Consider the following 19,300-nt stretch of genomic DNA (forward strand, 5'->3'; position numbering starts at 1 on the left):
CAACCGTGGTCTTATCCATCTTGGCACATGCCCAAGCTACCAGGTGTTCGAAGTCCCTCGTNAACCGCGACTCCCCAACTGGTCGGGCAAATGGTACTGCCTCAGTGATCACCCCGTGGGTTGGACACCGGAGTCGTCTCAGCTGGCACGAGAGCCACGTCTGGTGAATCCCGATGTCGAGGTGTCTCCATCGGGAGTCGAGCGTTCTCGTGTCATAACAGGACCGGGTCGTATAGGAGCACTTAGGGCATACCAACCGCGATCGGGTAAGCCTGAGCTTTACCAGCAGTTCGTGTGGACGAACTAAAACCTCGATGACGGTGACACTGCGAAGGCCCAGCATCTGCTTAACTAGAGAGGTAGCGCGCACGGTTCTGAACTCCTTTTTGATGGGTTTCCAACACCAAATTTAGAGCTCAGAAACCGTGTGCGTTTCTTATGTGGCTACTTCAGCCTCAAATACCCCCACTGAACTGGGGCTATGGATCAGATCCAGGCCAAATCTATCCACATGAATGTCAATAGAGCCAATGAGTGCTCATCGGCGACCAGCAGCCGACGATGTCGGGAGAGCTGTATCCGAAGTCGAGCCCCAGTGATCGCGAGCGGACTCCCCAAACGAAGTCTGAGATTAGCTCCCCTCGTCTGAACCCGCGACCCAGCACCCCACCGCTTGCTTGGTTCCCGGGAGCGCGAACCGAACCCAAAGAGGACGACGATGACCACGATGACGACTCCTAATTCCATTTTAGATCCGCATCGCTGCATCGGTATCGACGAGGGTGCTATCGCCATCGGTTAGACGGTGATCGACCAGGAATTGATGGCTACCGATACACCAGAGCGCCTCGCCTCGTCCGAGTGTTGCGAGTGCTTCGCTCAGCTCACCGCTGAGTCCAAGAGTGTTACCCAGTTGGACCAGCTCCTCGCGAGGCTGGCGAAAGATAACTCGAGTCTCCACATCCTTAACGAGTTCGGCCGACTCAGCGTCCAGGTCCGAGAGACGATGAGTGACTGCGATCACGGACGCGCCGTAGCTGCGAGCTAGCTTGAATAGTTCGCGCATCTCACGTACCGAATCGGCGTGCTGGAGCACCGACCAAGCCTCATCTACCACCACAAAACCAGCCGGAATCTCCGTGTCGGCAAACTGAGCAATACGTGCTCGCAGTAGGCAGCTGATGGCGAATGCGGTCAGACGACGATCGCGAAAGGAACGCAGATCAACCACTACGCGTGCACCCAGCGCAACACCCTGGCCATCGACGGCAAAAACCCCGGCGAGGTCGCCGTCGATCAACCGCTTCAGCTGGGCGTACAGCTCCTGGCGAAGGCGCACTCCTTCGCTACCGGCATGAGAACCGACTCGCTCAAGCTCAAGAAGATCGACAAGGTGTATTAAGGTTATCGGCCCAGGATCCTCCAACAACTGCGTGGTCAGCTCCTGGAGGAGTAGATACTCCAACGGAAGAGGTGAACGATCATAGAGGAGCCGGAAGATACTCACCATGACCGCCGCTAGCACTCTCTGCGAACTGCCCACGCCAACGAATGGGTCCAAGCCAGCACCCTCAGCAAGCGTAAGCCGCTCTGCCCACAATCGCTCAGCTACCGACTGGTACTCCCCTTTAGGGTCAAGAATCAGTATCGATGTGGACGACGTTGGTTCACGAATCAAGAAGGTCTTGACAAAGGCGCTCTTGCCTCGACCGATCTCCCCAAGCACCAGCATGTTAGGGCTGGTGAGGTAGCCAACCCGATAGAGTTGGAACGGATCGAAACAGAAGACACCCCCCAAGCGCGAGAGACCTACGGGTCTAACATCCGTGGGAGGCAAAGGGCTCGATGGCATCAGCGGGAGTCGACCCAAGGTACGGGTGCTGTCCTGGAACCTCAACTCCACCTCGTAACCCCCAAGATAGCTCGCTCAAAGAGCGATCGCTGTGCACCAAGGCATAACCTCAGCTGAAGCTGGGCGCTGGCAGCGAGTTCGTCAAGCGCGGCGCGACTGGAGAGCAGACGTTGTGCGCTCGGCGCCAAGAGGACGACGAGCAGCTGATAACGACAGAGCCGATAACCGGCCAAAAGCTCCTCCTCTTGGGTTAGTGCGGTCGCCTCCCTATACTCGTCCCTAGCTCGATCTAGATAACCTCGTTCTCGACGGAGCCTACGATCAGCGACCATCTCGGTTCGATGGCGGGCGACATGACGCTGCGCACGCCTGCTCTCGAGCGGCCGCACCAGCAGGGAGACCACTCGACTAGGAGGGCCTGGGGCGAAGAAAGGGAGGAGCATCCGCGGATCCACGCTTCGGCCAGGCCAACCCTCAACCAGATACGTTGATGCGACAAACTCCTCTCCAACCAGCATCTCCACCTCCTCACTCGCCCTTGCTCCAGCGGCAGAGAACGACCGGCTTATGGCTCCACACGACCCATCGATCAGCTCGCTGGGCCGGTTTGATGATGCCAAGCTGACACGATCTAGCTGGCTCACCGCCTGCAGGCCAGCCATCGTTCTCGTTAACGCAACACGCTGCCGACGTTGTGATCCAGGTGGGCTTGTAACCAGCAGCGACGTCGAGACCGTGTAGCTATCGAGCGCCAACTCTCGGTAGACATCCGATCGTTGCGAGAGATCCTCGCGCAACGTCTGAGGAAGGATGGAGCTTCGGAGCACAAACTCGCCATGAGGCGGCAGTCGATTCGATGCCTCATTCAAGAGCTGCGCCCAGGCCTCGCCCTGATCGGCTCGGACACGCAAACCCAACGACGGCGTCTCACCAAGTACGGCAAAGCCAGCTACCAACTGCCGTGAACCAGGGCATCTGAGCAACTGAGCGTCGACTGTCACCCCATTGGAGCTTCGGTTGAACCGAGCTCCTATAGTCATCTTCAACCACGCTATAGGATGCAGACCCAACACCAGCGTTGTGGTGAGCAATGCCAAGCCACCAAGTGTCAGCACTACGCAGACAACGACGCGAGCGATCCCATCTCCTAGGCCGATGACAACCATGGCAACGATCACGATCGAGGCTAGCTTCGCCACAGTGGTGATCGAGAGGCCCATCATCCGTGTACCAGAGGCAGGAGTTCCGAAGTAGATGAGCTCGGCTGGTTCGTCGCGGTAATCCACAGTGCTCATTATCATTTGCCCTTTCGTTTGTAGCCATTGAGAAACTCGTCAACCCATGGGTCGGTCTTGGCGAGGTCAGCGATCGCCGTGGGCACCGGGTGCCCGCGGTACTCGGGAGTGGTTGACTTACTCCCCCTGGCCCATGGTGCGTTCAAGGCAACACTCGCCATATACCCCTGATCTGCAAGCGATCCCAACCGCGACACCGCCATTGAACGAGCGCTAGAGAACGCCTCCAGGGCGACCACCTCACTAAAGGCAACCGAGCGCAGGATCGCGATCGGAGCGAAGCAGACCACCAGCAGCAGCGCGACCCCAGACAGCGCGAGTGACAGAAGCCTTCCAGCTGCGGAAGCACTAGTCGCCTCTAGGATCAACGACGCACCGAGGCCGACTCCGATGGCGAGAACCAGCTTCGATATCACCAGACCAAAGAGCGATCGCGCTGCATTCGCAAACCAATGGCGACCGATGGGCAACACGATGCCAATGGAGGCCAATGGAAAGAGCGCAAGTATTAGGTAGATTCCTGCATCGCGCATAAGAAGTTCAAGAAATAGAGCGAGGGTGCCAACAAGCGCGATAGCCGCAAGAATGCCTGCCACGATCGGACCAACCCCAGGGACGGCACGACCCCAAGAGAAGAGGATCGCCAGCCGAGGCAGGTCGGCAATGTCGGTTAGTGGCCCACGAGAGAGCGCATCAACCACGGACGCCAGATCCGCTGTCAAAGCTGGTGCAAGCACGACAGCACAGACCGCTATTGGCACTCGCGCAACTAGCTCGATCAAGCCTTGGATACTCTGGCGCCAGAGAGCCGATATGACCCCAAGGATCAGCGCAGGCAACATCACCGCCGCTAGCAACTCAACTTGTTGATGGTAGACCAGCTGCAGCGCACGCGCGCCTATGTTGAGCTGATCCGCTGCTCCCAATAACGCAACGATTTTCGCCAAGAACCAACTAAGTGCTCCTGTGAAGAGATGTCCAGCAAACCCGGCCAACGCAGTCACCAGATAGGTGACTATAGCGTGAGCAATCGCGTCCACTGGCCCAGCAAGCAGCGATCCTATAACCACCGCTAGACACCGAGCCCAAGGTGAAAGAAGAAGTTGATGATCGCCGGAGCAGCACCAATAATCAACGCCGCCGCTCCGGCAGCCAAGACCGCTCTACGACCCAGGTAGGACTGTTGATAGTTCTGGCTATGAGCACCTAGTGCCCAAGTCGCAGCGCCAACGATTAGCCCTATCAGGGCCAGGATGAGCGCCCAACCACCGATCCCATTCGCCAACTGTTGAATGACCGATCCGCCAGGCAACGCCGAAGGGTTTGGGTTGAGCGCTACATCCAGAAGCATCCATGCCATCTTTTTCTCCTTCCGTGGAGATTCAAAGTATATCACTATATTTTACTATTTTCCATATCATTCCATAAAATAGCGTCCCGACCTGGGACCGCCTCTGGAGGGACGCTATCCGAACCCGTAACTGACCTAGTATGGAGAGGTAAAGGAGTGTTTATCAGTGGAGCCCGCAGCAAGCAGACACCTGGATGTCGCAGAACTTTGGAGCCGCGCAGCCGCAAGTCTGTCGATCGGCGTAGTGCTTGTCGATGCCGAGTACCGCACCGTCTACTCAGACTACGCCGACAAGACGCCAACCGGTGGCTTCGCCGAGCGCATACTGCTCGAACGTGCTATCTCAGCCCTCAAACATGACGCCCGCCTTGAACTCTACCGCTCCCAAACACTGGAGGTTTTTGGCCCCCCAAAGAGCTACTTCCAACTCGTGACCACTCCGCTTGGCGGTGCACCTCATCCCCCGTTCATCATCACCGTTGAGAACATTACAGAGCGCAAGCGGCTGGAGGAGGTCCGACGTGACTTTGTCGCCAACGTCTCCCACGAACTCAAAACCCCAGTCGGAGGTATCGTGCTCCTCGCCGATGCCCTAAGTCAAGAGTCGGACCCAGCTACCGTGCTACGTCTCTCAAAGCGCATCCTCGACGAGGGTGACCGACTTGCTCGCCTAGTCACAGATCTTCTAGATCTCTCCAAGCTCGAGGAGACCGAGCTCCATCAGATCCACGATGTAAATCTCAATGAGGTCGCATCCGAGTGCATCGAACGCTATCGGCTTGGAGCAGAGGCTCGCGGCATCAGGCTGCAGGTAGAGTTGGCCGACGAGCTGCCAGTTGTCAGCGGCGATCGTTGGCAACTGAGCTCTGCTCTGTCCAACCTCGTGGACAACGCTATCAAATACTCTGAGCCTGGCGCTGAGGTCCAACTCAAGATCGTTACATCACAGACCAACGTCGAGGCGATTATCTCCGATCAAGGTATCGGCATTCCGGCTCGCGATCTATCGAGGATCTTTGAGCGCTTCTATCGTGTAGACGCCGATCGTTCTCGTGCGACCGGCGGCACTGGACTTGGACTCTCTATAGTGAGACATGTGATAGAAAATCATCAAGGCAAGATCGACGTTACCTCAACCGAAGGGGTTGGCACCACATTTACGATCGCGCTTCCTCGGGTCAGCGCATGAGTACGGACAAGGAACGAATCCTCATCGCGGAGGATGAAGAAAGTTTTGTCGATGCGATGACCCTTGGACTTACTCGCGAAGGCTTTGAGCCCATCGTTGCCACCGATGGGCAGCGAGCTCTCGATCTTTTTCATGAGACCCAACCGGACTGTATTTTGCTTGACGTCATGCTGCCAAAAATCTCAGGTCTCGATGTTTGCCGACAGATCCGCAAGGAGTCCAAGGTCCCGATCATCATCGTGACTGCTCGGTCGACCGAACTCGACACCGTGCTGGGACTCGAACTCGGAGCGGATGATTATGTAACCAAGCCGTTCCGGATGGCCGAGCTGATCGCCCGGATTCGGGCTCTACTTCGCCGCACTACCGACAGCACTGAGCGGCCCAGCACCGATGAGGAGGTGCTCCGTTATCAAGGGCTCACCGCCTACGTCGATCGCCACCAGGTAGTGGTCGGTGACGATGAGATCAAGCTCCCTCCGAAGGAGTTTGAACTCCTTATACTCTTCCTGCGCAACCCAGGTAAGGTACTCACCCGAGACCTGCTAGTTGACCGCGTCTGGGGTCACGACTACTACGGAGATACCAAAACCCTCGACGTCCACATCAAACGGCTGAGAACCAAAATCGAACCTGACCCTAACAACCCAACGGTGTTGACAACCATTCGCGGGGTGGGATACCGGCTTGACCTTGCGCGAGAGTGAGGACAAGAGGGTCGTCGAGGTGTTGGCACACCTGGCCTCCTCCAGACATCGCATCACCACCGCTCGGCGCCACATCGTCACCGCCTTAGTTGGAGCCGGAGGTCATCTGACCGCCGAGGAGGTTGCCGCCGTAGTCCAAGCGCAAGACCCGTCGGTTCATCTTGCAACCGTCTATCGCACACTCGAGGCGCTCGAGCGCCTCGGTATAGTGATCCATATCCATCTCGGACACGGGCGCGCGATCTACCATCTTGCCGACAGTTCTCACTACCACCTCTACTGCCAGCTGTGTGGTTCGGTTCAGGAGATCCCGCAGGCAGAACTTGACAACCTCTTTGCCGTGGTGGCGAACTCTTACGGCTTCAAACCAAGTCTTGGCCACTTCGCCATCATTGGCACGTGTGGACGCTGCATGGAGCGCAAGGGATTAAACGGTCTGAGCTCGGGTGGCAGCTCTCCGGAGTCGATAGCCTGAGCTAAGAGCTTGCCAGTGATCGGGCCCTGCGTCACTCCCCACATGCCATGACCAGCAGCGAGATACACTCCAGGTTGAGCGGTAGGTCCAATCAACGGAAGCCCATCAGCGCTCACCGGCCGAGGACCTACCCATCGATCACGAGCATGATCGAGATCGATATCTTTCAGAAGCTCACGAGTGGAGCGAACGATAGCGTCGAGACGACGGGGGTCAAGAGGGTCATCAGGGCCCCGAAACTCCATAGTGCCAGCGACCCTCAGACCACCATCGATCGGGGTACAGGCCACTCGAGCTTTGGGGAGATAGATCGGAGTCGTTGGGGGATCAATCGTCTCACAGACCATCGAGTAACCCCTACCCGCTCGCACCGGGATCCGCACGCCAAGCGATCGACCTAAACGATTAGCCCAGGCTCCAGTTGCCACCACCGCCACGTCGGGGCGGATCAACTCAACGCCTCCTCGTGCAACTACTCGCACCTCACGGCCCGATCCCGTGAGCTCGGTCACCTCCTGCCCCATCATGAAGGTAGCACCTCGCGCTCGCAGCGCCTCAGAAAGAGAATGGGTATAAGCATTCGAGTTGATGTATCGCTGATCATGAATGTCAATCACGCACTCAATGGCGGCCGAAAACAGCGGCGACCGACTACGGGCAGCCTCACCCTCGAGTACATCGTAGTGCAACTCGCCTCCGGCGGTCCGAATCAGCTCAAACTCGCCCAACAGGCCGTTGGCCTCGCTACGGTTACGAAAACCAGCGAGGATAGGCGCAGCAACCGTCGGCTCGGCCACGGTTGCACCAAGTTCGTCATAGGCTGCGAGTGCACGGTCATTCAAAACTGCGAGCTTGAGCATCATCTCGCCAAAGGCACGCGACGTGCACTGACTTGCAAAGAGAATCAGGAACTTCCAGAGTTCGGGGTCGAGTCGAAGTGGGACATAAAGAGCTGAGTCTGGGAGCATTAGCGAGGCAAGACCACTTGTCACTAGCGAGGGTTCGTTGAGTGGAATAGCAAGCGCTGGAGACAGCCAACCCGCATTCCCCCAGCTCGATCCAGCCGCCACATCGGCACCGCGATCGATGATGGTAACTTCATAACCACGCTCCTGGAGATGCCACCCACAGGCAAGGCCGACTATTCCAGCCCCAATGACCGCCGCATGTTTCACGCTTACCCCCCCCTCCTAAGACTAAGCTATCAGCCAGAACACGCCAAACCGACGACTGCCACCAATGTGGGGCATGCAAGAAGATTGGAGATCAGCATGAAGGCTGTAGTGGTGGAGTCCCACGGAGGACCTGAACATCTTCTACTCAAAGAGCTGCCAGATCAAAGCCCGAAGCCACACGAGATTAAACTACGGATGCGCGCCGCCGGCGTGAATTTCATCGACATCTACCACCGCGAGGGTGTCTATCCACTCTCCTTGCCGACCGGGATCGGCAACGAAGGTGCCGGAGAGGTGATCGAGGTTGGCGAAGAGGTCACCGAGTTTCGCGTTGGCGACCGCGTCGCCTACACCGGAGTCCTCGGAAGCTTCGCTGAACACGCCATCATCCCAGCTCTTCGAGCGGTGAAGTTACCTAACGAGGTCTCCTACGATCAGGCTGCGGCGGCGATGCTACAGGGAATGACCGCCCAGTTCCTCGCCGACAGTTGTTTCCCGCTCAAGGAGGGGCAACTCGCAGTCGTTCACGCAGCTGCGGGTGGTGTAGGTTCACTGTTGACGCAGCTAGCTGCCCACAAGCATCACGCTACCGTGGTCGCCACCACCTCCACCCCTGAGAAGGCAGCGCTAGCCACCGAGCACGGTGCGACGCATTCGGTTGACTACGAACACTTTGCTGAGCTTGTCCATGACCTCGGTGGAGCCGAGGTCGTCTACGACGGTGTTGGCAAAGCGACGTTCGATGCCAGCTTGGCCTCGCTCAAACCTCGTGGCATGCTGGTAGTGTACGGAGCGGCCAGTGGGCAGGTTCCACCGTTTGATCTGCAACGACTCAACCAGGCGGGGTCGGTCTATGTGACTCGTCCCTCGCTGGTTCACTACATCGCCACGCGCGAGGAACTCCTCTCCCGAGCAACAACTCTGTTCGCCGATATCGCCTCGGGACTATTGACCATCGAGATCGGCGGGCGATACCCACTTGATGCCGTGGGCCAAGCACAGCAAGATCTTGCCAGTCGTCGAACCACTGGTAAGTTGATCATCACCATCTAGCCAGAAGCCCCCCGGTTCCAACATCGCACACGGTCTGCCTCCATAGACAGAGCACAGCTCGTGTGCTCGATAGACAGGACGAGCTTGTCGGAACGGGGGCTCTAGCAGGCGAGCAGCCTACTCTAGATCGGTCGACAGCGCCTCGAGGAGCGAACTAAGCAGGTAACCCAGGAAGCTATAAAGATCCTCCGCGAATTTGGGGGTGATCTTCGCCTCGTTCATAGAGGTTTGCGCCTCCGAAAGTACGAGGCGGCAGTAGTTCAATAGAGTAGCAAGCTCATCAGACTCCCGCAGACTTAGCTTTTGCTCGTCAAGCATCCCTTCACCCATCCGAAGCCGGGTAACGATATCACCTATGCCGCTCTCTCCACCCTTCACGGCCTCCTCCGCCTCAAGGAGCGGATCGTCGTAGACCGGCGGCGATAGTCGCCACGCCTCCTGACCACCCGAGGCAGCTATCTGCGCAACCAACAGCATCGACTGTTTGGTAACGTCTCTCTGCTGTGCGGGCAAGGAGAGTACTATCGACTCACCGTCACGTGAAAACGGCTCCTTCATGCTCTTCCTACCGTCGCCCAGAGACCGTAGCGATGAAGGCTCGCCACATTGTTCTCCATGTCCTCGCGTGCACCTGCGGCAACAATCGCCTTTCCATCACGATGCACTTGCATAGTCAGTTCAGTAGCCTTTACTTTTGAAAACGCGAATAGCATTTGCAGTACGTAGATCACGTAAGGGATCAGGTTCACCGGGTCATCCCAGAGAATTGTTACCCAACTCTCCTCGGCGAGCGTCTCCTCCTGCTTCTCCTCAGTAGGTGAGAGTAATGGTGCTGTAGACAATCGAACGCAATCCTCCTCCCCCCAATTCTAACGGGGCATTACGAGGCGTAGGATGGACCAGAGAGCGAGCCCTCTTTCGTCTCGACGGCAACCACCTCGCCACGAGCCTCTCGCGATACATGAAAGAGGGAAAGATAGTACCAGGTCATCGCAATCCAGGTGAGTGTCGCTCCAGCGATGTGCAGACCTATCAGCACCGCCGGTAGACCAGAGAAGTAGGTGGTATAACCAATAATCGCCTGAATCGCTCCCATCCAGAGCAACATCCGCGCCCGGCGTTGAACGACCTCTGGAGCGCGAGCCTGATGCAACAGAAAAAGATTCGCGAGAATCAGGGCAACCAGTACTATAGCGAAATCGGCGTGCAGATAGGCGACCTGGCGAAGGTTAAACGGTAGCCGTGACGAGATCGGAGAACCTGAATAAGGACCAGTGCCAGCGACGGCGGTACCCACTATGATCAGGGCACCGAGGTTCAAAAACATCAACCGTCCGAGCCAAACAGTCTCCTTGCCCACAACTGGTCGTGCTTTACCTTCCGCTGAGATTGCGTGTTTGTAGAGCACTAACGAGTTCCAGAGCACCACGATCGCCAACACGAAGTGGGCCATCACAAACGGAGGAGCGAGCTTCTCAAGTACAGTGATCCCACCGAGGACGCTCTCGGCGACGACCTCTGCGAAAAGCCCCAGAGAAAGCAACATGAGATCCCGGCGAAATGGCTTGCGAAAGAAGGCAAAAACTGCGGTAACACTCATGCCTAGAGCCGCAAAAAAGGTGACGACCCGATTGACAAACTCGATCATCGGGTGGTAGTTGAACGATGCGGTAAAGTGACCGGTGGTGCAGTTGGGCCATGTCGGACACCCGAGTCCCGACTGTGTCAAGCGAACAACGCCGCCGGTGACGATAATCACGGCACAAAAGATCAGCGTTGCATACGATATCCGACGGAACAGAGCCGGAGATACGTTCCACAACCGCTGCAGGCGTCGCAGGCTTTGCTTCATTACTACCTAATGCTACCTGAGGGTTGAACGCTTCGCGCAATCTTCGCCATTAGAGATGTCTGCTCAACTCCAGCGAAAGAAACGGATCGCCAGCAATGGCGCGCCAATTCCCCATATCACCAGGTTAACTATCGCCCAAGCGGGCACAGAGCCGGACATCGCCAGACCATGCAAGATCAATTCAGACGCCCCAGCAGCAGGAAGAAGTTTGGCTATCAGCTCCAAGAAGCCAGGAAGGCTGGTCAACGGCACCGCCATGGAACCCAACCCCAACAGCACTAGCCACAGAAGTGTTGAGAGCCCGAGTACAAGTTCGGCCTTTAGTGTCCCTCCGATCAGGAGTCCGAGGCCGGTGAAGGCCGACGTGGCGAGCACCCAGCCAAGGATGAACAGCAGAGGGTTGCCCTCCGGATGATAACCCATCAATAGACCGATCAGCACCAACACGATGAGTTGGATGAGTTCGAGCACTACAACCTGAGCAAGCTTGGCGAGGATTATTCCGCGGCGACCAAGGGGGGTGACTCCTAGTCGCTTCAAAACCCCATAGTTACGGTCAAAGGCGACCGTGATCGACTGCGATACCATTCCTGAGGCCATGATGCCAAAGGCGATCGCGCCAGCGAGGATAAAGTTCACCCTACTCGGGACTCCAGATGGAAGCGGGAGGAACTTGACCGACCCAAAGACCAGGAGTCCTAGCACTGGAATCACGAGCGTCAACAGAGCCGCCTCTCCCTGTTGCAACGTCATCTTGACCTCAGATGAGGCCTGAGCAAGCACCGGTCTAGCCATGAGCGTCCTCCTTTGATGTTGGGTCTGACTGATCCTCCGGTGTGATCGGCGGACCCTGGGTTGAAGCACCTTCTACCCCAATACCAGCCGGCTGGCCTGGTTCCGATGAGCCGATGAGCGAGAGGTAGATCTCCTCGAGCGAGGGGCTGACGGTAGCGACGTCCTGTGCCTTAATGCCCAGCTCGCCTAGTATCTGTAGTAGATGCCCGAGAAACTCGGTCGTCGGCTCCCCCTCTACTCGATAGCGGTTGGCGCGAACGCTATGGACAGAGGTGCCCAATCGAGAGCCAAGGGCTCCACAATCCACATCACTCAAGGTAGTGAACTCAACTCCCTCACCGCCGTAGGCCTGCCTGAGCTCGGAGGGGCTACCGTGCGCACGCTCGGTGCCCCGATCGATGATGAGGACTTGATCGACGATTCGATCGATCTCCTCGAGTTCGTGTCCGGTCATCAGAATCGCCACTGAGGCCGCGCGAAGATCGGTTATGAGCTCTCGAATCGCCGCCTTGCCCTCCGGGTCCACCCCCGCGGTCGGTTCGTCTAACAGCAACACACGAGGAGCACCGATTAGAGCAAGGGCTAGCGAGAGCCGCTGCTTCTCACCCCCCGAGAGTCGTCGATACGGGGTCGAGAGAACCGAGCTGAGGTTGAGCCTCTCTGTAAGCTCTGAGATCGACCGAGGATGGTCGTAGAAGCGAGAGTAGAGCGAGAGCGCAGCCTTTACCGTCATGCGGGCTGGGATGCCCCCCTCCTGTAACATCACCCCCATCTCGCGAGAGAGCTGCGCCTGCTTGGCCGCAGGATCCAGGCCAAGCACCCGAACCGATCCTTGCGTTGGACGTCGATACCCCTCGATCGTCTCGAGGGTTGAGGTCTTGCCGGCGCCATTGGGGCCCAATACCCCTACAACCTCGCCAAAACCGACTCCAAAGGTGAGCTGATCGACAGCGAGGGTTGTGCCATAGCTGATCGTGAGTCCTTTGACCTCGATTGCATCGTTCATATGGGTACTAGCCTAGAGAGTCTATGATCGATCTGCGAATTCTTCGAGAGAACCCTGACCGAGTGACCAAGCTGCTCGGGACCCGCAACGTACCCGCCGGAGAGGTCACCCGCCTCCTCGAACTCGATACTGAGCTGCGGCGGGCGATAGCCGCACGCGATGAGATTCGCGCCTCGATCAACCAACTCTCTAAGTCGGTTGGCGAGCTCCGTCGATCGGGTCGCGACGACGAGGCCGTCCGCGCCCAGGAGCAGTCACGAGATCTAGGCGAACAGCTCAAAGCGCTCGAAACGCGAGCAACAGAGCTGACCGAGGCCCGTGACGCGATCTGGTTGGTGACACCCAACCTTCCATCCAAGGATGCGCCGATTGGAGAGGATGAGCGCGATAACCGAGTGGTGAGGTACTGGTCACCCGAGGATGGACACCGCGGAGTCGAGGACTTCGAGCTACCGACCTTCGCCGAGCATCAACGAGTACCCCACTGGGAGACGGGTGCCGAACTCGGTATCTTGGACTTCGAGCGCGCGACCAAGATATCTGGTGCCATGTTCTCTATGTTTCGCGGTCCAGGTGCGAGACTGTTGCGGTCGTTGACCAGCCTGGCACTTGACATGCACACCGAGACCTTCGAAGAGATCCGTCCACCTACGCTCGTAAAACGCGAGACGATGCTAGCCACAGGCCATCTCCCCAAGTTTGCGGATGAGGCGTACGCAGTTGAGCGTGATGACCTCTATCTCATCCCGACCGCAGAGGTTCCTCTCACCTCACTCGGTCGCAATGAGATCTTCGAGGAGGCCGAGCTCCCGCTCCGCTTTGCCGCCTATACACCATGCTTCCGTCGCGAGGCCGGTGCCGCAGGTAGAGACACGCGCGGACTGCTGCGTCTGCACGAGTTCGACAAGGTGGAACTCCTCTCCTACTGCACACCCGATCAAGGCCAGGACCTCTTCTTCGAGGTGCTACGCCAGGCTGAACTCCTGCTACAGGCGCTTGGTCTCACCTACCGAGTCCTTGACCTATGCACTGGCGACCTCGGTCAATCCTCAGCGAGAACCTTTGATCTAGAGGTCTTCTCGCCTGGCACCGACAAGTGGCTCGAGGTGAGCTCAGTAAGCCTCTTCACCGACTACCAGGCACGTCGTGCCAACCTGCGCTATCGATCGAGCGACGGAGCAGTGGGCTTTGTCTACACCGTAAACGGATCGGCGCTCGCTTGGGGTAGGGTGATCGCGGCCATGCTGGAGGTTGGTCGACAACCTGACGGAAGCGTAGTCCTCGCCGAGGTGCTGGCACCTTACTTTCGGGGCACGACGATCACAAAATCGGAGAAATCTCCCGCTTCGATTTCCAAAAACCACTGATTTGTTGCTAGCGTAACCGTTGTGAGTACGGCACAAGTTATCTTCGCTACAGCGTTGGGCATCATCGCCCTTGGAATTGTTGGGTTCGCAGTCTACGTTTTCTCCACCACCATGTGGGGGAATCGGTGGGTAAGGAGGGTCCGGTGAGCAAGGGGGCTACGGTCTACAAGGGCAAGAGTGGGCAGTGGGCCTTCGTCTTGCATCGGGTCACTGGTTTCTTGGTGTTCCTTTTCCTGTTGTTGCATATCGTCGATGTCTCGACCCTCAACGATCCGCATGTCTACAATCAGATTCATCAGCTCTACGGAAACATCTTTCTCCGTCTCTTTGAGGTAGGGTTGCTCTTCGCTCTGCTCTTCCATGCGCTGAATGGCCTGCGGGTGATCATGATCGACTTCTGGCCCGGCGTGATCAAGAACGAAAAGGGTGTCTTTAACTTCATGTTGTCGCTTGCGATCGTCCTGACCATCATCGGCGGCTGGTTCATCGTCAAGCCATTCTTTCTAGGAGCGCACTGATGGCGGCCGCACTAACACGAGGACAAGGTAGGAGGCAGCGGAGTTCGCGCCAGAACTTTGAGACATGGGCCTGGTTCTTCATGCGGATCACCGGGATCATCCTCTTCTTCCTCGCTCTCATCCACATGTATATCATGCACATCGAGAACGACGTGACCCATACGACGGTGAGCTTTGTTGCCAAGCGATGGGCCAACCCTTGGTGGAAGCTCTTTGACTGGTGGTTGCTCGTCCTCGGACTGCTCCATGGCGGCAACGGTCTTCGTATGATCATCGACGACTACGTCAAGAAGCCATTCAAGCGTACGCTTACAAAAGCCTTGCTCTATGTGGTTGGGAGTGGTCTCTTCCTCCTCGGCACCATCACTGTGCTTACCTTCAAGTGAACTGGTAAATGCATGCTTCAGATCACGGGCATCGAACTCGGATCCACCTCACCCCCTTAACCTTCGCTGACTGCGAGACAGTAGTTGCTGGGGTGCGCCAGGCGCATTGGGCGGGTGATTACCCGACTGATGGGGATCGTTTTATCGCGGTGGGCACCCTCAACCGGCCGATGTCACCCCCTCCATGGTGTCACTACCATGTGAGGCTCGATAGTGGTCTCATCATAGGTGGAGCCGGATTCCATGGACCTCCGATCAATGAGACCGTGGAGATTGGCTACGGTATCGTCGGCTCACAGCGCGGTAGAGGCTACGCTTCGCAGGCGGTCGCAGAGCTACTTGCACTCGCCGAGGCGATCGATGCGGTTGCAGTCGTACGTGCTACCACCACTCCAACGAACCGCGCCTCTCAGCGAGTGCTGGAACGAATGAAGTTCTCACGAATCCAAGACGAGGGCGATGAGTTCGTCTACCTCAGGAGCGTTGAGTAGAGCTTATCGCGCCGAGGTCGAATCTCCTTAGATCGGGGAGATCCGAGAAAAACTCGGGTCGGCAGCTGAATATCAAGATCTGATAACGCTGCGCTGCTCGCACCAGAATCTGCTTCAACCGTATCAGTCGGACTCCATCGGCATTGAGCATCGCATCATCGAGCATCAGGAACACCGGAACGCCGCGCTCTGCCATAAGGTCTGCTACCCCGAGTCGAGTCAACAGTGCCAGCTGTTCCCTGGTGCCCCAAGATAGCTGACCTATCGATTCGTTGGCACGCCCACGAACGAGCCGAGAAGGAGCGAAGCTCTCATCTATCTCTACCACCGCATCCTTGAAGAGCTGGTTTGCATAGACACCCACGCGCTCCTTAAGGGGTGCACTAAGATCCTGCTGGACGTCGGCGACGATCTCCTTGGCGATGTTGATCAACGTGTTTAGAGCCTCGCTCCGCTCCTCGAGCGCGGCTACCAGCGTCTGTGCCTGCTCAAGCGCAACCTGGGCAGAGGCGAGCTCCTCCTCGGAGAACAGATCGGCTCTGATTCGACCCAGGACCTCCTGTCTCTCCTCTCTGTACTGCGTGACCTGTGACCGATGAGCTCTAAGTCGTTCGTTGCTGAGCGTGATATCATCATCGATGGCCCGAAGATCGCCGCTACCGATGAGAACCTCAATATCTCGAAGACGATCCTCGATCTCTTGGCGCTTTGCTGCTAGATCTTCGAGGCTGGTGCGCATGTCCGTGGCCCCCTGCTCGCCACCCTGCCTCTGTACCGAAACTGTGAGCCAACGCATCTCTTCGCTACTGCGAAGCTGGGTTTCGCGATACTGACGAAGTTCGGCCTCAAGTCGGTCAATCTCTGTCGCGTGAAACGCCACCGCCCCGATCAGGGCGTCTGCCTCCTCCTGGGACAACGCGAGCTCCTCCTCATCGCCCGGATTCGCGGCGTTGATGAGGAGGAGCTCTGACTCGATCGTACCGAGCTGTGCCAGCACTCTTGCGCGCTGTCGCTCGATCCCGTTAAGCCGTGTCTGCGGACTATCGCCTTCACCCACAAGGCGTACCCGCTCACGAATCAGACTCACAAGCTCGGCCGATAGTTGACCATGCTCGAGCTCGCGTTCGCTCAGTTCGACAACACTGGCGACACCGATAGCGCGTAGCCGTTGGGCTAGATCAGCTTGTGACCATTCGAGCTCCTGTCGCAACCTCGCCGCACTCTCCTGAGGCAGTAACGAGATCCTGGCCACTCCAGGAACCTCAATCACCATCGACTCCTCAAGGAAAAGGGTGCGCGAAATTGGCTCAGGTTTCCCGTCCACCAGGAGTCGATTCGCCTCATCGACGTCGATTATCACCTGCGTGCTAAGCGTCTGCAACCTGGCTCGGAGCTCCACGCAGGTAGTCTCGAGTTTGGCGAGTTCCGCGCTCCCTTCGCCAATCAGCAGCCGTGCCAGTCTGCCTTGGAGCTCGTCGATCTGTTCAGAGAGTAGATCAGCCCCCTCCATCATCGATCGGATCTCGCTTTCCTGCTCATCGAGCGAGATGAGCTGATCTTTTCGCTCTCGTAGATCGCTGCTGAGCCCAAACCACCTCGCCTGCGTTTGGCGCTCCTCTTGGCGATGTCGGAGGACAGACTGTTGCTCCTGATGACGAGCTAACGCCTCCTGACAGTTCGCAATATCCACCTCGACCTCGGAGATCTTCTTTCCGAGCTGTTCTATCCGCGCGGTCTCCTCGATTAGTTGAGCGAGGTTTCTCTCTATGTCGGCGATACGCTCCTCAACCGCCGCTCGCTCGGACTCGACACGTCCGCGTTCTTCGAGCGCGCGACGCAACTCCTCTTGCCGGCGCTGGGCGGCAGCAATATCGTCGGTCAAGACACTCTCTACGTTCTGGGCCTCGAGCGTATCGAGCTCAGCCTGGAGCTGGACGAGACGATCGCGGAGATACTGCGAATCCTGTTCTAACTTCTCCTGGTTGTCGAGTGCGATCCTCTTGGCTTCGAGGTCACGTCTAGCCTGCACCAACGGGCCTCCGCGTCCAGCCGGCGTTACCACCTCAGCCAAGGAACGGTTCAGCCGGAGTATGAGAGCGTCGGCTGCGGTCTCGCGCCCCGAACCGATCTCCTCGCCAATCTCGTGCACCACGTATCCGCGAGCATGGTCCATCGCCGCCTGCACTCCTAGTGCCTTCCCTTGAGGTACCCAGAACACCCCCGGGAGGCCGAGCTGAGCCTCGGTGATCGAACGACTCGAAGGGGCCTCAAAACGGAACAGTTCGACCAGTCGCGCCACCGCCTCGTCCCCGGTGAGCACCGTGGATCCTGATCGCAACATACAACTTCCGCCCCTTCGATAGAACTCCTTCGTGAGCTCAAAGGTCTCCCCTTCGTGGACAAAGCTCACACTCACCAACGGTCGCGCGTCAGGGAGGTCACTTGGAGCAAGATCCTGCTGTGGCGCCTGTGAGCTCGGACGCTCCAAGAAGACCGCCGCAATAGCGGCCTGGAGGGTACTCTTGCCAGCCTCATTGGGTCCAAAGATGAGGTTGATCCCATCACCAATATCATTGAGCTCGAGCGACTGCTGGAATCTCCTCACCTTTTCAAGCCTGACCGAGGTAAGTCGCATCTATCGCACCTCGTCGAGTGCTAAAAGCTCGATGACCGCACGCCGAAAGACGCCTCGATCGAGGGAGGCGCGGCGCTCAAATAATCGCTCCAACACCAGACCGTTCACGCCCTGGAGCGCGAGCGATGCGATCTCTTCATCGCTGGGAGCAAGCTCGACCCCGTCGGCATCCCAATCGAGCACCTGCACTCGGGCGCGCATGTCCTCCTCCAATACGCCGAGCGACTGAAGCCCCTCTAGGTCGACGTACCCGCGGATGGTTAGCTTCACGACGTCGGATTCCCCAAATCCCTGGAGTTCGTGTTCGAGGCGATCGAGGTCCATAGGTCCACCAATATTGACCACCTTTTCGTGCCAGACAAAGTGGCTCGTCCGATGCTGCGACACCACCGGCAGCTCTCCCGGACCCGCAATCTCAACGATTGCTACAGAACCAGAGTCGTTCTGGGTAAAGCGATCAGTCTCTGGAGTGCCGCTGTAGAAGGTTCGCTCATTGATCCTGTAGAAACCATGCCAATCACCTAGCGCAAGATAATCGAGCCTCGCTCGCTCCACCCGATCGGCGGCGATCGGGTTATTTACCTCAGCCTGCTCAGGCAAGATGCCCCTCACCGCACCATGCGCGACACCGATGCGGAGATAGTCCGACGGAGACTCCATACGGTCAAGATCATCGCTTAAATCGCGGCCAGCATATCGTGCCCGTAGGGGAGCCGGAAGTACCGCTGTCTTACATCCATCCAAGAACACCGGAACAGCCGTCGCCATGAAGATGACCTCTTCGCTAAAGTTTGAGGCGTCGGTAAGCTGATCCCAGATCCCATGAGGAACCGCCGGATCGTGATTACCTGGCAGAAGAAGCCAGGGCCCCTGGTAAGTACGCATCGCACGGGCCAGCCGTTGTAGAGAGATCCGATCCGGGTGCGCGAATTCGAACACGTCGCCAGCGACCAAGACGAAGTCGACGGCTTCGTCGGCCGCAAGCTCCGCAATTCGTTGGACCGCCCCCACCCTGGCATCTTTGAGGTACAGCGATCTCTCACCCAAGAAGTGGAAGGTCTCGCCTATCTGCCAGTCGGCAGTATGTAAAAATTTGACCATCGAGACCCTCCTCGCATCGACGAACTCTAGATGAGCCTAATCCAGGGCATCC

Annotated in this window: 20 protein-coding genes and 1 pseudogene; 8 read left to right on the forward strand and 13 right to left on the reverse strand. The window is 57.7% G+C overall.

All coding sequences use genetic code 11. The features are described 5' to 3' along the window. Window positions 1–486: 486 nt before the first annotated feature. From FEAC_RS12400 to FEAC_RS12420, 5 genes are read right to left on the reverse strand one after another with little or no spacing between them, the layout of a single operon-like run. Entirely contained in the window at window positions 487–747 is a 261-nt protein-coding gene (locus FEAC_RS12400; protein ID WP_052566360.1) for a hypothetical protein, read from the reverse strand. A 1-nt stretch (window position 748) separates the two neighbouring features. Further along, the gene (locus tag FEAC_RS12405; RefSeq protein ID WP_152623244.1) at window positions 749–1,897 is read right to left on the reverse strand and encodes a helicase HerA domain-containing protein; all 1,149 of its coding nucleotides are present in this window, start codon (window positions 1,895–1,897) and stop codon (window positions 749–751) included. Beyond that, a complete protein-coding gene (locus FEAC_RS12410; RefSeq protein ID WP_152623245.1) occupies window positions 1,894–3,147 on the reverse strand; it encodes an SCO6880 family protein in 1,254 nt (417 codons plus the stop codon). The genes FEAC_RS12405 and FEAC_RS12410 overlap by 4 nt, the downstream gene beginning before the upstream one ends. A 2-nt stretch (window positions 3,148–3,149) precedes the next feature. Further along, window positions 3,150–4,217, reverse strand: coding sequence for a hypothetical protein (locus FEAC_RS12415; protein ID WP_152623246.1), 1,068 nt, complete (start codon window positions 4,215–4,217; stop codon window positions 3,150–3,152). A 2-nt stretch (window positions 4,218–4,219) separates the two neighbouring features. Continuing rightward, the gene (locus FEAC_RS12420) at window positions 4,220–4,507 is read right to left on the reverse strand and encodes a DUF6112 family protein (RefSeq protein WP_052566361.1); all 288 of its coding nucleotides are present in this window, start codon (window positions 4,505–4,507) and stop codon (window positions 4,220–4,222) included. A gap of 157 nt (window positions 4,508–4,664) precedes the next feature. On the opposite strand from FEAC_RS12420, the gene FEAC_RS12425 reads away from it, so the two are divergent. The 3 genes and pseudogenes from FEAC_RS12425 to FEAC_RS16005 all read left to right on the forward strand — a co-directional run. Continuing rightward, entirely contained in the window at window positions 4,665–5,687 is a 1,023-nt protein-coding gene (locus tag FEAC_RS12425) for a sensor histidine kinase (RefSeq protein WP_052566362.1), read from the forward strand. Next, a complete protein-coding gene (locus tag FEAC_RS12430) occupies window positions 5,684–6,394 on the forward strand; it encodes a response regulator transcription factor (protein ID WP_035390454.1) in 711 nt (236 codons plus the stop codon). The genes FEAC_RS12425 and FEAC_RS12430 overlap by 4 nt, the downstream gene beginning before the upstream one ends. 19 nt (window positions 6,395–6,413) lie before the next feature. After that, window positions 6,414–6,704, forward strand: a pseudogene (locus FEAC_RS16005) (Fur family transcriptional regulator); the annotation flags it as partial. A gap of 44 nt (window positions 6,705–6,748) precedes the next feature. On the opposite strand, the gene FEAC_RS12440 reads toward FEAC_RS16005, so the two are convergent. Then, on the reverse strand, window positions 6,749–8,044 hold the full coding sequence (locus tag FEAC_RS12440) for an NAD(P)/FAD-dependent oxidoreductase (protein WP_081901173.1): 1,296 nt from the start codon (window positions 8,042–8,044) through the stop codon (window positions 6,749–6,751). Window positions 8,045–8,140: 96 nt separating this feature from the next. On the opposite strand from FEAC_RS12440, the gene FEAC_RS12445 reads away from it, so the two are divergent. Then, on the forward strand, window positions 8,141–9,097 hold the full coding sequence (locus tag FEAC_RS12445; protein ID WP_035390450.1) for a quinone oxidoreductase family protein: 957 nt from the start codon (window positions 8,141–8,143) through the stop codon (window positions 9,095–9,097). 117 nt (window positions 9,098–9,214) lie between these two features. On the opposite strand, the gene FEAC_RS12450 is transcribed toward FEAC_RS12445, so the two are convergent. From FEAC_RS12450 to FEAC_RS12470, 5 genes are all read right to left on the reverse strand, one after another. After that, window positions 9,215–9,655, reverse strand: a complete 441-nt coding sequence (locus tag FEAC_RS12450) for a hypothetical protein (RefSeq protein ID WP_035390449.1) — start codon at window positions 9,653–9,655, stop codon at window positions 9,215–9,217. Further along, complete coding sequence (gene clpS, locus FEAC_RS12455) at window positions 9,652–9,939, reverse strand: ATP-dependent Clp protease adapter ClpS (RefSeq protein WP_035390448.1); 288 nt, start codon at window positions 9,937–9,939, stop codon at window positions 9,652–9,654. The genes FEAC_RS12450 and clpS overlap by 4 nt, the downstream gene beginning before the upstream one ends. Before the next feature lie 38 nt (window positions 9,940–9,977). Then, on the reverse strand, window positions 9,978–10,949 hold the full coding sequence (locus tag FEAC_RS12460) for a COX15/CtaA family protein (RefSeq protein WP_052566363.1): 972 nt from the start codon (window positions 10,947–10,949) through the stop codon (window positions 9,978–9,980). A 63-nt stretch (window positions 10,950–11,012) separates the two neighbouring features. Beyond that, window positions 11,013–11,744 (reverse strand): ABC transporter permease, encoded by a 732-nt coding sequence (locus FEAC_RS12465; RefSeq protein WP_052566364.1) that lies wholly within the window; start codon window positions 11,742–11,744, stop codon window positions 11,013–11,015. Next, window positions 11,737–12,750, reverse strand: coding sequence for an ABC transporter ATP-binding protein (locus FEAC_RS12470; protein ID WP_052566365.1), 1,014 nt, complete (start codon window positions 12,748–12,750; stop codon window positions 11,737–11,739). Before FEAC_RS12470 ends, FEAC_RS12465 begins: the two co-directional genes overlap by 8 nt. A gap of 23 nt (window positions 12,751–12,773) precedes the next feature. Between FEAC_RS12470 and serS the strand changes: the two genes are divergently transcribed. The 4 genes from serS to FEAC_RS12490 all read left to right on the forward strand — a co-directional run bounded on the left by serS (window position 12,774) and on the right by FEAC_RS12490 (window position 15,512). Continuing rightward, window positions 12,774–14,117, forward strand: coding sequence for a serine--tRNA ligase (serS, locus tag FEAC_RS12475; RefSeq protein WP_035390446.1), 1,344 nt, complete (start codon window positions 12,774–12,776; stop codon window positions 14,115–14,117). A gap of 143 nt (window positions 14,118–14,260) precedes the next feature. After that, complete coding sequence (gene sdhC / locus FEAC_RS12480) at window positions 14,261–14,635, forward strand: succinate dehydrogenase, cytochrome b556 subunit (protein WP_035390444.1); 375 nt, start codon at window positions 14,261–14,263, stop codon at window positions 14,633–14,635. Next, a complete protein-coding gene (gene sdhD, locus FEAC_RS12485; protein ID WP_035390442.1) occupies window positions 14,635–15,021 on the forward strand; it encodes a succinate dehydrogenase, hydrophobic membrane anchor protein in 387 nt (128 codons plus the stop codon). Before sdhC ends, sdhD begins: the two co-directional genes overlap by 1 nt. Window positions 15,022–15,029: 8 nt before the next feature. Further along, a complete protein-coding gene (locus FEAC_RS12490) occupies window positions 15,030–15,512 on the forward strand; it encodes a GNAT family N-acetyltransferase (protein ID WP_035390440.1) in 483 nt (160 codons plus the stop codon). Here FEAC_RS12490 and FEAC_RS12495 read toward each other — a convergent pair. Both FEAC_RS12495 and FEAC_RS12500 read right to left on the reverse strand, forming a co-directional pair. Next, the gene (locus FEAC_RS12495) at window positions 15,496–18,147 is read right to left on the reverse strand and encodes an AAA family ATPase (protein ID WP_035390439.1); all 2,652 of its coding nucleotides are present in this window, start codon (window positions 18,145–18,147) and stop codon (window positions 15,496–15,498) included. The two genes, FEAC_RS12490 and FEAC_RS12495, sit on opposite strands and share 17 nt — an antisense overlap. Further along, window positions 18,148–19,248, reverse strand: a complete 1,101-nt coding sequence (locus FEAC_RS12500) for a metallophosphoesterase family protein (protein WP_035390437.1) — start codon at window positions 19,246–19,248, stop codon at window positions 18,148–18,150. Between the last annotated feature and the right edge of the window lie 52 nt (window positions 19,249–19,300).

Origin of the sequence: Ferrimicrobium acidiphilum DSM 19497, from assembly GCF_000949255.1 — a bacterium.
GTDB lineage: Bacteria > Actinomycetota > Acidimicrobiia > Acidimicrobiales > Acidimicrobiaceae > Ferrimicrobium > Ferrimicrobium acidiphilum.